Annotated in this window: 11 protein-coding genes; 1 reads left to right on the forward strand and 10 read right to left on the reverse strand. The window is 36.2% G+C overall.

Features of this window, described 5'->3' with window-relative positions; genetic code table 11:
- Positions 1 to 4: 4 nt before the first annotated feature.
- From ABS911_RS03130 to ABS911_RS03145, 4 genes are all read right to left on the reverse strand, one after another.
- Positions 5 to 2,149, reverse strand: coding sequence for a glycoside hydrolase family 3 N-terminal domain-containing protein (locus tag ABS911_RS03130; protein WP_350466257.1), 2,145 nt, complete (start codon positions 2,147 to 2,149; stop codon positions 5 to 7).
- Between the two features lie 21 nt (positions 2,150 to 2,170).
- Entirely contained in the window at positions 2,171 to 3,001 is an 831-nt protein-coding gene (locus ABS911_RS03135; protein WP_350466258.1) for a carbohydrate ABC transporter permease, read from the reverse strand.
- A gap of 20 nt (positions 3,002 to 3,021) precedes the next feature.
- Positions 3,022 to 3,918: a carbohydrate ABC transporter permease gene (locus ABS911_RS03140; RefSeq protein WP_350466259.1), complete on the reverse strand. Its 897-nt coding sequence runs from the start codon at positions 3,916 to 3,918 to the stop codon at positions 3,022 to 3,024.
- Positions 3,919 to 4,094: 176 nt separating this feature from the next.
- The gene (locus ABS911_RS03145; protein ID WP_350466260.1) at positions 4,095 to 5,345 is read right to left on the reverse strand and encodes a sugar ABC transporter substrate-binding protein; all 1,251 of its coding nucleotides are present in this window, start codon (positions 5,343 to 5,345) and stop codon (positions 4,095 to 4,097) included.
- Positions 5,346 to 5,603: 258 nt separating this feature from the next.
- On the opposite strand from ABS911_RS03145, the gene ABS911_RS03150 reads away from it, so the two are divergent.
- Positions 5,604 to 7,139, forward strand: a complete 1,536-nt coding sequence (locus ABS911_RS03150; protein WP_350466261.1) for an AcpB/EbpR/MafR family transcriptional regulator — start codon at positions 5,604 to 5,606, stop codon at positions 7,137 to 7,139.
- A 69-nt stretch (positions 7,140 to 7,208) separates the two neighbouring features.
- On the opposite strand, the gene ABS911_RS03155 is transcribed toward ABS911_RS03150, so the two are convergent.
- The 6 genes from ABS911_RS03155 to ABS911_RS03180 are packed head-to-tail and all read right to left on the reverse strand — an operon-like array spanning position 7,209 to position 12,884.
- A complete protein-coding gene (locus ABS911_RS03155) occupies positions 7,209 to 8,147 on the reverse strand; it encodes a D-ribose ABC transporter substrate-binding protein (RefSeq protein ID WP_350466262.1) in 939 nt (312 codons plus the stop codon).
- 14 nt (positions 8,148 to 8,161) lie between these two features.
- On the reverse strand, positions 8,162 to 9,133 hold the full coding sequence (locus ABS911_RS03160; protein ID WP_350466263.1) for an ABC transporter permease: 972 nt from the start codon (positions 9,131 to 9,133) through the stop codon (positions 8,162 to 8,164).
- A 1-nt stretch (position 9,134) separates the two neighbouring features.
- Positions 9,135 to 10,616: a sugar ABC transporter ATP-binding protein gene (locus ABS911_RS03165; RefSeq protein ID WP_350466264.1), complete on the reverse strand. Its 1,482-nt coding sequence runs from the start codon at positions 10,614 to 10,616 to the stop codon at positions 9,135 to 9,137.
- A gap of 12 nt (positions 10,617 to 10,628) precedes the next feature.
- Positions 10,629 to 11,027 carry a D-ribose pyranase gene (rbsD, locus tag ABS911_RS03170; RefSeq protein ID WP_350466265.1) on the reverse strand — a complete coding sequence of 133 codons (399 nt, stop codon included), beginning with the start codon at positions 11,025 to 11,027 and terminating at the stop codon, positions 10,629 to 10,631.
- On the reverse strand, positions 11,002 to 11,907 hold the full coding sequence (rbsK, locus tag ABS911_RS03175; RefSeq protein ID WP_350466266.1) for a ribokinase: 906 nt from the start codon (positions 11,905 to 11,907) through the stop codon (positions 11,002 to 11,004). The genes rbsD and rbsK overlap by 26 nt, the downstream gene beginning before the upstream one ends.
- Complete coding sequence (locus ABS911_RS03180; RefSeq protein WP_350466267.1) at positions 11,904 to 12,884, reverse strand: LacI family DNA-binding transcriptional regulator; 981 nt, start codon at positions 12,882 to 12,884, stop codon at positions 11,904 to 11,906. The genes rbsK and ABS911_RS03180 overlap by 4 nt, the downstream gene beginning before the upstream one ends.
- Positions 12,885 to 13,175: the final 291 nt, after the last annotated feature.

The raw sequence follows: 13,175 nt of genomic DNA on the forward strand, positions 1-13,175 counted from the left end.
TTACCTATTTAGTCATTAATCTAATAGTTTCACTTTGGACATTCTCACTGTCTGTACCCACCATGACTTTAAATGTCCCACTATCGGTAGAAAAAGTGAGGTCAGAATGTACATAGCCTAATTCTTCTGCTGTTAATATAAAGATCACTTCTTTTTCTTCTTGTGGTTCCAAGATGATTTTTTTAAATCCTTTTAACTCTTTTACTGGTCTGACAACTTTTCCGATTTCATCTTGAACATACAATTGAACAATTTCAGATCCGGAAACCGTTCCGTCATTTTTAACAATAACACTCACCGTTACACTATCCTCTTTAGTGAATGTTGTGTGAGAAAGTCTAAGAGCAGAGTAAGAAAAATTCGTATAACTCAATCCAAATCCAAATGGAAATAAAGGAGAATTTTCAACATCTAAATATTTGGATAAGTATTTTTCAGATTTATTTTCTTCATTCATTGGTCTGCCGGTTTTGTCTTGATTGTAGTAAATCGGAACTTGGCCTATATTTCTTGGAAAGGACATCGTTAATTTTCCAGAAGGATTTACTTCGCCAAATAATACATTGGCCAAAGCTGCTCCACCTTCTGTTCCAGGGAACCAAGCTTCTACTAGACCATCTACATCATCAACAATATCGGATAAATCTAAAGGTCTTCCATTAAATAAAGTCGCTACAACGGGTTTAGCTAACTTACGAACTGCTTTCACTAATTCAATTTGATTTCCTGGCAAAGTAATGGACGTTCGACTAGCTGCCTCGCCACTCATTTCAGAAGTTTCGCCTAGTGCGAGCACAATCACATCTACATCTGTTAATTTTTCATCATTCACATGATTTAGAATATCTGCTTCTTCTATTACAACTAATTGATTAGAAGAAACATATTCTAACATTCCTTCATAAAGCGAACGCGTTTCTGAAGTGTCCCCTTTCCAAGACCATGAACCTAGCAAGTCATTTGTTTGACTATTTGGACCAATCAAAGCAATTTTCATCTCTTTTTTCAAAGGCAAAATGTGTTCATTTTTTAGTAATACGATAGATTGCTCTGCACTGATTCGTGCTACCTCCCGATTTTCTTGGCTGAAGACTTCTTGTTCTTCTTTTTGAGCATCTGCTCCGCGATAAGGACTTTCAAATAGACCTAAGTCATTTTTCAACTCTAAGATACGTAAGACAGCTTCATCTAGTTTTTGTTCATCTACTGCGCCACTTTCAATCAAGTCTTGCAACTCACTTGAATAAGCAGCTGACATCATTTCCATGTCGACCCCAGCTTCAAAAGCTAGTATTCCGGCTTCTTTTAAATTTTCTGCAACTCCATGTGCAATCAATTCGCCAATCGCACCCCAGTCTGAAATAAGTACACCATCAAATCCCATTTCTTTACGCAATACTTCATTCATTAACCAACTATTTCCTGTTGCAGGCATGCCATCTACTGTGTTAAAAGCTGTCATGACCAAACGACTTCCTTCATCAATGGCAGCTTTATAAGCTGGCAAATAATTTTCACGCAATTGTCGTTCTGACATATTGACTGTGTTGTATTCTCTTCCGGCAATAGGTGCTCCATAAGCAGCAAAATGTTTCACACAAGCAGCTAACTTAGAAATATCCTCTTTCAGGTTTGTTCCTTGATATCCACGAACAAAAGCACGTGCCATTTCTTGGTTTAAATAAGCATCTTCTCCTGTTGACTCCATCACTCTGCCCCATCTTGCGTCCCGCACTAGATCAACCATTGGAGAAAAAGTTACATGTAATCCTGAAACAGACGATTCTCTTGCTGCAATTGACGCTGTTTGTTCGACTAACTTAGGATCCCAAGAACTAGCCAATCCTAAAGGAATAGGAAAAATAGTGCGATAGCCATGTACAATATCTGCCATGAACAATAAAGGGATTCCTAGTCGGTTGGATTTTAAATGTGACTGTTGGATAGCTTTTACTTGTTTAGCACCAGAAATTCCTAGAACTGAACCAACTGTCGTCATTTTTTCGGTTGTCAAATGCATGTCGTTCATCGGTCCTGTAATTTCATTTTCTGTTGTATTGTAAAAATCTGCTGATATTTGAATCATTTGACCGATTTTTTCCTCAATCGTCATTTCATTTACTAATTCTTTTAATTTTACTGTTTTCATAATATCCTCCTTAAAATGGTGTTATTTCAATCCTGATACATTAAAGCCTTGTAAAATGTATTTTTGGAAAGTTAAGAAAATAATGATGATGGGAACAACCATAAATGTTGCACCAGCCATTTGTAAGGCATAGTTATTGCCGTATTGTCCTTGTAGCAATTGTAACCCTACAGAAAGCGTGTAGTATTTTTCATCATTGGCAATAATCAATGGCCACATGAATGAATTCCAACCAGCAATAAAGGTTAAAATACCTTGTACCGCTAAAATTGGTTTTGATAACGGAATAATAATTCGAGTAAAAATGTAAAATTCGCTTGCCCCATCTAATCGAGCGGCTTCTAATAACTCATCAGAGATGGTAGACATAAATTGTCGAAATAGAAAAATACCATATGCTCCTACTAACCCCGGCAATACAATCCCTGCTAAAGTGTTCGTCAATCCCAAATTATTTAATATCAAATAAACGGGAATCATTGTTACTTGTCCAGGAATCATCATTGTTGCTAATATCATAATGAAGAGACTATTTTTTCCTTTAAAACGGTATTTGGCAAATCCATACCCAGCCATAGCATTTAGAAACATTCCTCCGAAAGAGAAAGCTGTAATGATCAATGTATTTTTTAAATAAACCCCAAAATTCATTTTTTCAAATAGATCAATAAAGTTTTGGAAAGTCCATTCTTTAGGGATTAAGCCGGATTCCATAGAGACAATTTCCGCATTTGTTTTAAATGAGGAAAGCATCATCCAGATAAACGGCGTAACAGCTATGATTCCACCTATAATCAAAATAACGCCCACAATCACCTTGTTTCTTTTTTGCGATTTTTTATAAGAATTCATTTATTTTGTGCTCCTTTCTCTTACATTTCATTTTCATTGCTCTTTAGTTGTCCTCTAAGTTGGATTAAAGTTATGATAATAATGACAACAAATAAGATCAATGATCCGGCTGCTGCATAACCAAATTCATTCAACTGGAACCCATTTCGGTATAAGAAGAGCGAAATACTTGTAGTGCTGTTTAACGGTCCACCTTCAGTCATAACAAATGGTTCTTCGAAGAATTGTAACCATCCGATAACGGTTGTAACACTGACAAAGAAAATAGAGAATTTAAGCATTGGTACAGTGATATAACGCAATTGATTCCATTTTGAAGCCCCGTCTAACTCAGCTGCTTCATAGTATTCTGGCGGAATACCTTGTAAAGCTGCTAAGAAAATCAACATGTTGATTCCTGTCCCTCTCCAAAGTGCCAAAACAATCAACGAAAGTTTAGCTACACCAGGATCTAATAACCAAGCAACTGGTGCGATTCCAACCAAATCTAATAGTTGGTTAAACAGTCCTATTGCAATATTGGGATTATACAAAAAGGTCCATACAACAGATACTGCGACAATGTTGGTTATCGAAGGAGAATAAAAAACTAATCTCATGAAAGAGAAAAATCTTCCGTCTCCAACATTTATTAAAATTGCCAGCCCTAATGAGAGTATCACGACTAAAGGAACGCCAATCACAACATAATATATAGTGTTTCCTGCAGCTTTAATAAAAATTGGATCTGCCAAAATATTTTTATAGTTGTCTATTCCAATAAAGTTGATTCTTGACCAATCTGCTAATCCCGCTAAGCTCAAGTCCGTAAAACTAATGAACAAAGCAATAAAAATAGGAAGTATAGAAAAGACTAAAAGTAAAATAATAGCAGGTGAGATAAAAAAATAAGGAGCTTTTTTGTTTGCCGATTTCATAATATTCTTCATCCTTTCTAAAACTCATTGACTTAGACTAGAGTTTACTCAATACTAATCTGTACTCTTGTATCAATAAAAATTCAGAAAAATAAATCAAGAACCGATTCGTTTTGATTATTTCTCTGAATTCCCACATAATTTAACTAACAATAACTATCTAAAGCTCACTTTTTTTATTGAAGCAGACTTTCTGTTTCGGCATTGAATTCATCCATTTTTTCTTGAATGTCAGCTCCGCCTAGGTAAATTTCTTCCCAATCTTCTAGGTAGCTGGCAGCAATTCTTTCGAATTCTGGAATCAAAGGCATTGACTCAGAATTTTCAAGTTGTTCTCCAAAAACTGCAATAATTGGATCTGATAATGCTTCATCTTCCCAAGCAGCAGTTGCAGATGGCAATGAGTTAGAAGATTCAAAGAATGCTAATTGATTTTCAGGACGAGATAAGAATTCAATCAATGTAACAGCATTTCCTTCGTTTTCTGTTCCATTAAAAACAGCTAAGTTAGCTCCACCTGTATTTGAAAGATTATTTTCAGAACCTGATGGCAATACAGCTGTTGCCCATTTCCCTTCAATATCAGTCGTGCTATCATTAATTGAATTAATCATCCAGGGTCCACTGATAAACATTGGTACGATCCCTTCTCCACCAAAGGTTTGAGAAATATCTAGACCCAAGTCTTGTTTAGGAGAAGAACCATTTTGAATAAACGTATTTAAGTAATCCAGCGTTTCTACAAAAGGCGCTTCATTGAAAACAGGTTTTCTATCTTTATCAAACAACTCTGATCCGTTTTGACGAGCAAACATAAATGCAGCTGATTGATCATTAGAATCAACTTGGAAACCATACATATCGTCTCCGCGTTCAGATAATTTCATAGCGGCATCTTCTAATTCTTCCCAATTTTTTGGAGCTTCAGAATAACCGACTTCTTCTAGCAAGTCTGTCCGATAATAAAGTGCTCTTGTTTCTGTATACCAAGGTACTGCGTAATATGCGTCATCAAATTCAGTTGTCGCAACTGATCCTTCAAAAAAGTTTTCTGAATTCAATGTTTCCTCTGATTCAACATAAGAAGAGATATCTTGCAAAGCTCCTGCATCAACAAATTCAGCCATCCACGTTGTACCCATTTGAACGACATCCGGTCCGTCTCCTGAAGCAACTGCTGTTAATAATTTATCATGGGCACTAGACCAAGGAATACTTTGAATATCCACTGTGATTCCTGATTCTTCGGTAAAATCATCTAAAATTGGTTGAATTTGTTCATTTCCATCCCCCATGTACCAAAAAGTTACTGAATCACTTGAAGCACTGTCCTCCGTTTCTGCACTATCACTTGAACAAGCCATTAGTAAACCTGCTGAAGCTAACGTTAACGCCCCTACAACTGTTTTCTTATGCCATTTCCTCATTCTCTTATTCCTCCCTTTTTTTATTGGTGAAACGTTTCTACAATTAATATAAAACTCTTTCCACAAAAATGCAAGCGTTTTATCGAAACGTTTTTATTTATGAATTCAATTTATTTTTATGGTTTATTTTTAACCTATATCTTTTTTTTTAATTTACGGGTAGAATATGATTATCAATTCACTTGAATAGGTTTACATTTTTCATTTATAAGTTAATGCTCCCAGCCATTAAAAATTCCAAGAAAATGAGGGATCAGTATGCGTGAAGTGTTAGATGCAAGTGAACGTAGAAAATTAGAAGTCGTTGAGCATCTTTATTTTACTGGAGGCTGGGTGACTCTAAAGGAACTTGCCCAAAAGACAGTTAGCTCTGAAAGGATTTTAAAGCAGGATATGCTTCAACTACGTGAATATTACACTAAAGATGTATTACAGACTTCTCATCTTGGAGTTCGCTTAGTTTTACCACCGCACAAAGATTATGATGATCTTTATCGCTATTTTTTGTCAAATAGCCTAGCCTTTAATTTTATAGAAAAGCTTATTTATGATGAAACGAAAACCGTATTTGAATTAGCTGAAGAATTGTATGTTAGCCCATCCACATTATTTCGTCTTATAAAAAAATTGAATATTTCTTTAGCTGATTATTACGTGCAAGTGCAGACAAACCCCTGTAAGTTGATCAGTGAAAACGAAGAAAGTATTCGTTATTTTTATATCAGTTATTTTTCGGAGCGATACAATAATCTGGAATGGCCATTTAAAACCATTAATCAAACTTTTTTTGAACAATTATTGGTTTTTATTGCAAAAAATAACGATATTCCTTTAAATTTTGCTGATTTTAAACGTTTGAAGCTTTGGACAGCTATCCCCTATTTACGAGTTAAACAAGGGCATCATGTATCTATAAAGTCTTCTATTTATTCCAAAATGATTCCAGATTTCTCAAAGTTTCAACCTTTAACAGGAATAATCGAGAAAAAATTAGCTATTACACTTAATAAAGAGTTTATTGAACAAGTCTTTTCAATTTTTATTAATAATAATTTCAAATTTAACTATGAATCTTTAATAGAGGATACTAAAACCGATCCTGCTGTTAAAGAACAAGTCTCTTATCATACCACCTTGCTACATAACTTATCAAATCAAATTGGAATACCAATACCCAATCACCAACACTTATTGAAAGAGATGTTTAACATTTCGCATTTTGTTTTCAAGTCAAAAGAAGGACAATACCCGCCTCCCTATATTTTATTTAATTCAAAAAAGTATTTTGTCCAATCGATGGAAGAATTGTTTCCTGATTTTATAACATTAGCTTTTTCAAATTTAAAGGAATATGAAAAAAAGATAAATGAAAATTACAGCGAAACTGCTAGATATGAAATTATCTATACTTTACTCATACATTGGGATCACTTGATACCAGAACTTTATAACCAAAAAGATAAAGTGCGATTGTTGATCGTAAGTGACTTCGATGTTGAACATGCCAAAATGATTCAAGATCTATTGCATCGTTATTTAAAACATGAGATTATTACTACTCTCTACACCGATCCTATTTTTTCATTGAAGCAACTCAATAATCATGCTTATGATATTTTAATCACTACTTTTACGCTTCCTTTTGATGATAAAACAATTGAGCAAAGTTGTATTTGTATCCGAAATGTTCCAACGAAGCATAATATAACAGACATTGCTCAAGCAATTGAGCAGCAATATAAACTAAAAACACACCCTTTGAAAAGTATATTGCAAAAGTATATTCAGTTCTAAAAGGAATAGTTTGACTACAAAAAAGGCTTGAGACAATTATCATGTCCCAAACCCTTTTTTGTATACTCTTTATTCTTCGCTTGTTACCAATTCTAATGGTGAAGCAATGTACTCTTCAATTGATTCGCCAGCAAAGTAATCAAACGCTGCTTGCATCGCTAATTTACCCATTTCGCCAGGTTGTTGAGCAACAGTTGCGCTTAGGGTACCTGCTTCTACTGCTTTGATTCCATCTTCTGTTCCATCAAAACCAACAACTTGAATCTCTCCTGTTTTCCCTGCAGATTGAATGGCTTCAATGGCGCCTAAAGCCATTTCATCGTTTTGTGCAAAGACAGCTTGAATATCAGGATTTGCTTGTAACATATTTTCCATAACCGTTAATCCTTCTGCACGGTCAAAGTTTGCAGTTTGACTATCTACTACGTTTAAAGATTCTTCAGCTAGATTCGTAAATCCTTCTCCACGCTCTCTAGTAGCTGAAGCTCCTGGAACGCCTTCTAATTGAACGGTATTTGCGTCTGTTCCTGAAATCTCTTCAATGTATTTAGCAGCCATTTCGCCACCTTCAACGTTGTCAGAAGCTACTAATGTAACTATTTCTCCGCCATCACTTGAACGATCAATCGTAATGACCGGAATTCCAGCAGCGTTTGCGGATTCAACAGCGGGTGTGATTGCAGCTGAATCGACTGGATTGATCAATAAGATGTCTACTCCTTGTTGAATCAAGTCATCAATATCATTGGTTTGTTTTGCTGTGTCATCTTGTGCATCAACACTTTTTACAGTTGTATCTTGCTCATCTGCCAAATCAGTAATTCCTTGTTCTAATGAAACAAAAAACGGATTATTAAGCGTAGAGATCGAGACACCTACGACCAATTCTGACGTTTCTTTTTCTTCCACTGGACCACTTTCAGTAGTATTTTCGCCTTCTAAAGTTGCTGCCCCACATCCTGCCATAAATAAAGCTGCTGCTGTTGCTAAACCGATTAATTTTTTCATCTTAGTAATTCCTCCTATTTTTTGTTTTTTCTGTCTAATAATACTGCGATAATGATAACAATACCCTTAACGACTTGTTGGTAAAAACTGGATATTCCTAATAAATTCATCCCATTATTCAATGTTCCGATAATCAAAGCCCCGATTAAGGTCCCAACTAATCTTCCGCGTCCGCCGGATAAACTCGTTCCGCCTAATACGACAGATGCGATGGCATCCATTTCATAAGACGTACCAGCAGTCGGTTGTGCAGAGTCTAACCTAGATGTGATGATGATACCAGCTAGTGAAGCCATCAAACCAGATAAAGCGTAGATACCTGTTTTGATTCGATCGTTTTTGATACCCGCAATAAATGAAGCTTTCTCATTCCCCCCTATCGCAAATGTTTTTCTACCAAACGTCATTTTGTGTAACAGGATAAACAGTAAGATAAAACTAATGATCATCAATACGACTGGGAATGGGATACCAAATAAATACCCGCGGCCAACAAATTTGAAAATAAAACTGTCGCCAATACCCGTGATTGGATTTCCGTCTGTGTAAACCAGAGTCAATCCACGATAAATCGTCATTGTTGCTAAAGTTGCGATAAATGGTGCCATATTTCCTTTAGTGATCAATAATCCGTTGACAGCTCCAAATACCGTTCCCACGACTAAACTTAAGATCATCGCAAATATAGGATCCATACCAGCTGCAATTGAGCCTGCCATTAAAGCACTGCTTAAAGCTAACGTTGATCCAACAGATAAATCGATTCCACCTGTAATAATGACAAATGTCATCCCAAAAGCAATTAACGCATTCGTTGAAACTTGTCTTAATAGGTTCAATAGATTGGTTGGTGCAATAAAATTAGGATTTACAATTGTCACTAATACCACTAATACGATCAATGCAAGAAATGGTCCAAGTTTTCCAATATAATTTTTTGGAGTTCCAGTTTTCTTTTCCTTTTTTTCTACATTTGCTTCTACCATGTTAGTACCCTCCCGTAGCGAGTTTCATTATTTTTTCTTCTGTAGCTTCTGCTTTAGTTAATTCCCCTGCAACATGACCTTCATGGATTACGATCACTCGGTCACTAACTCCTAAAATTTCTGGTAAGTCACTGGATACCATGATGATGGCTACACCTCTGTCCGCTAATTCATTCATCAATTGATAGATTTCTCGTTTCGCTCCAACATCCACGCCACGAGTCGGCTCATCTAAAATCAATACTTTTGAGCCAATGCCGATCCATTTAGCTAAGACGACTTTTTGCTGATTCCCACCTGACAAACTGGAAACGCTATCAAACTGATCCTCTGCTTTAACATGCAGACGCTCCATCAATAATTTGGCAAAATCAGTTTCTGCATGTATATCAATCAGGCCTTTTTTACTAAATCCATCAATCGATGGTAAGCTGATATTGTCTCGAATCGAATAGTCTAAGATCAACCCTTCTTCTTTTCGATTTTCTGTTAAAAAACCGATACCTTTTTCAATCGCCATACTTGGATTTTTGATCGTGATTTTTTCCCCTTCAAGATAAATTTCTCCTTGATCCAATTCATCGATTCCAAATAAACTACGCATAATTTCGGTTCTTCCTGCTCCCATCAAACCTGAGAATCCAACAATTTCGCCAGATTTCACTGTAAATGAAATATTTTCAAAACGATTTTCTTGTGTTAATCCTTTTGTTTCGAATACAGTATTTCCAATTTTAGAGTGTTTCTTTGGATAGTAGTCTTCTAAGTCACGTCCAACCATTTTGCGTACAACTTCATCATTTGTGGTTTCTTTGGTCAAAGTTGTATCGATCGATACACCGTCTCGCATAACAGTTATGCGGTCGCTGATTTTAAAGATTTCTTCCATCCGATGTGAGATATAAATAATGGCTACTTTTTTTTGTTTCAACGTTGCGATAATTTTGAACAATACATCGATTTCTCTTTCCGTTAACGCTGCTGTTGGTTCATCCATAATAATGACTTGAGCATTTGTCATCAACGATTTGGCGATTTCAATCATTTGTTGTTGGCCGACTGAAAGTTGTTTGACATCTGCATCTAGGTCAATGTGGACCCCTAAATCATTGAATGTGGCTTCTGCAAGACTTCTCATTTCTTTTGTTTTGATCCAACCCATTTTATTCTTAAGTTCTTTCCCAATAAACAAGTTTTCAAGTACCGTCATTTCCGGCCAAGTATTCATTTCTTGGTGAATAAAACTTACCCCGTGTTCTTCTGCTTCTTTTGGATTATCAAAGTGCTTCTTTTCACCATTGATACTAATTTCGCCAGCATCTGATTTATGCAATCCTGTTAAAATATTCATCAATGTTGATTTACCAGCTCCATTTTCACCCATCAAAGCATGAACTTCACCAGCATGAATATCGAAGTCCACTCCTCTGAGGACTGAATTGCTGCCAAAACTTTTTCTAATGCCTGTCATTTTCACTTCCATCTGACACACCTCCTAAAATAAAACACCTGATTGCAATATTATGTTGGAATAGGGTGTTGCTTCACCTGTTCGTATGACCGCTTTTACATCTTTCAACTGTTCTTTAAACGTTTCATGACTCACATATGTTACTTGTTCATCTTCTACTAATGCTGCTTTTATGTCCGTCAACTGCGTGGCATTTTGATCTTTGATCTCCTCAGCTAAAACCACTTTCTCAACTTTCATATCGCTTAAAACGACTTTTAAAACTGATAGAAAAGGAGGTTCAGATAACGTCAAAGCTAAATCGATTTTTTTCACGCCATCTGGTACAGGTAATCCAGCATCACCGATCGCGATTTTATCTGTGTGCCCCAAATCGGATAAGACTTTTGCTATGTCACTATTTAATATTCCATGCTTTTTCATAGTTCTCACTCTCTTTCATTTCTGCTAGCGTAGGCATTCCGCCTTGAGCGCCAAATTTTTGGATCGATAATGAAGCAGCTAAGTTCCCAAAACGAATACTGGAATCCATATCTAAACCAGCCGTAAGGGCTACTGCAAATGCTCCGTTAAAAGTATCTCCTGCACCTGTTGTATCAATTGGGTCAACTGAGTAAGAAGAAACATGCTTCTCACTTGTTCCATCATGGTAATAAACACCTTTAGACCCCATCGTCACAATCAATTGATTCGGGTAGTGAGCTAAACCTTCAGAAAGAGTCATCTTCGGAAATAACAATTTGAACTCACTTTCGTTTGGTGTCAGATAAGTAGCCTTTTCTAAAACGCTTTGGCTGACTTTCCTAGCCGGTGCCGGGTTATAGATTACTTTGACCTGTTGATCAAAACAAACCTTGATGATTTCTTCAACAACTTCTTGTGGCAATTCATTTTGTACTACCACGATGTCGCTTGTTTGAATCAATTCATTTAATTTCTCAACTCTATTTGTATCAATCACATTGTTCGCTCCTGGAACATAAACAATGCTGTTGTCTCCGTCTACAATTGTGATGTGGGCTGATCCAGATGGCACTTGTGTAACGGGTTCCACATAATCTACATGAATGCCGTTTTCTGTCAGATTCAGAATCAATTCTTTTCCAAACAAATCTGTTCCAACAGTTCCAGCCATATAAACGTCTCCGCCTAGTCGAGCACTTGCGACTGCTTGATTAGCCCCTTTTCCGCCAAATGTTGTACTGAAATCATTGCCGGTGATGGTTTCACCGACTTCTGGCCTTTTATCAGCTGTCACTACAAAATCTGTAGAGATACTGCCAATTACGGTAATTTTACTCATTTTTCATCCTTCTTTCTAACTGATTCTCTAATTTTTAACGTTACGGGCAATTGAATGCGGCTATTCTCAACAAATCCTTTTTCAAGAATATCACACAAGAGTTCTGCACCTTTATACCCGATTTCATAAGCTGGTTGAGCGATAGTTGTTAAGCCTGGATAAACCATTCTACTAAACGGCATATCATCATAGCCAATGATCTGAAAATCTTCTGGAATGCGGCGACCCCTTTTAAGTGCTTCTTTCATAACGGCCATTGCATAGACATCATTCGAAGCAATCACACTGTCAACATTAGGAAATTTTTCAAGAAACTGTTCTGCCGTTTCCTCAGCTTCTTCTAACTTAAAACTAGTAGTTTGGAACAATTGATAGTCTAAGTGACTTTCTTTTAATACTTTTTGGTTTCCAGCTAATCGAACAGCTGAACTGGGCACTTCTTTTGGACCCACCATAATGACGATTTCTTTTGGCTTTCTAGCTACAATTGTTTCAGCAGCCATCATTCCACCTGTGTAATCATCTGAATGAACAGCAAAATCATGGTCGCTTTTCACTCGGTCTAATAAAACAAATGGCATATTTTGAAAATCTTTCGTGTTGCCTTGAACCGCTGAGATGACTCCAGCAATGTTATTTTGCGAAAAAATTTTCAAATAATCTTTTTCTTTTTCAAGATCCTCTTCCACATTTCCTAATAACAAGCTATAGCCTCGTTGGTTCACACCATCTTCTACTCCCTTAGCGATTAAAGGAAAAAAAGGGTTTGCGATGTCCGGCAATAGTAAGCCAATCAGCTTTGATTTTTTTTGATAGAGTGATCTTGCTACTTCATTAGGATAAAAATTTAATTCTTTAACGGCTGCCTCTACTTTTTTTCGAGCGTCTTCACTGACATAGCCACTATTGTTTAATGCCCTAGATACAGTAGCTACCGATACACCTGCTAGTTTTGCAACTTCCTTTATCGTTGTCATGTTATCCCTCGTCCTTTTAAAAGTTTGTATGGAACCGATTACACATGAATCTTACCATCTATTAAAAACACATGCAAGCGTTTTCTTTATTTTTTTATTTAATTTAGAAGATAATTACCCATCACTCTATTATTCTAGACAAATTATCGCCTATTTTGCAATCATTTGTCCCATTTTCTTAATTATTGGACGAATCATTTATTTTTTATGATTATTCGTCCATTCCCATCAATCTTATCATTAATAAGCAATGCTCTCCACAAAAAATAGGCATTTAATTAAATGCCTATC

The sequence above is a fragment of the Carnobacterium sp. genome (assembly GCF_040274425.1).

Bases quoted from the DNA above. Each gene is read 5' to 3' on its own strand.
- ABS911_RS03130 (WP_350466257.1), bottom strand. From the start codon at position 2,149: ATGAAAACAGTAAAATTAAAAGAATTAGTAAATGAAATGACGATTGAG.
- ABS911_RS03135 (WP_350466258.1), bottom strand. From the start codon at position 3,001: ATGAATTCTTATAAAAAATCGCAAAAAAGAAACAAGGTGATTGTGGGC.
- ABS911_RS03140 (WP_350466259.1), bottom strand. From the start codon at position 3,918: ATGAAATCGGCAAACAAAAAAGCTCCTTATTTTTTTATCTCACCTGCT.
- ABS911_RS03145 (WP_350466260.1), bottom strand. From the start codon at position 5,345: ATGAGGAAATGGCATAAGAAAACAGTTGTAGGGGCGTTAACGTTAGCT.
- ABS911_RS03150 (WP_350466261.1), top strand. From the start codon at position 5,604: ATGCGTGAAGTGTTAGATGCAAGTGAACGTAGAAAATTAGAAGTCGTT.
- ABS911_RS03155 (WP_350466262.1), bottom strand. From the start codon at position 8,147: ATGAAAAAATTAATCGGTTTAGCAACAGCAGCAGCTTTATTTATGGCA.
- ABS911_RS03160 (WP_350466263.1), bottom strand. From the start codon at position 9,133: ATGGTAGAAGCAAATGTAGAAAAAAAGGAAAAGAAAACTGGAACTCCA.
- ABS911_RS03165 (WP_350466264.1), bottom strand. From the start codon at position 10,616: ATGGAAGTGAAAATGACAGGCATTAGAAAAAGTTTTGGCAGCAATTCA.
- rbsD (WP_350466265.1), bottom strand. From the start codon at position 11,027: ATGAAAAAGCATGGAATATTAAATAGTGACATAGCAAAAGTCTTATCC.
- rbsK (WP_350466266.1), bottom strand. From the start codon at position 11,907: ATGAGTAAAATTACCGTAATTGGCAGTATCTCTACAGATTTTGTAGTG.
- ABS911_RS03180 (WP_350466267.1), bottom strand. From the start codon at position 12,884: ATGACAACGATAAAGGAAGTTGCAAAACTAGCAGGTGTATCGGTAGCT.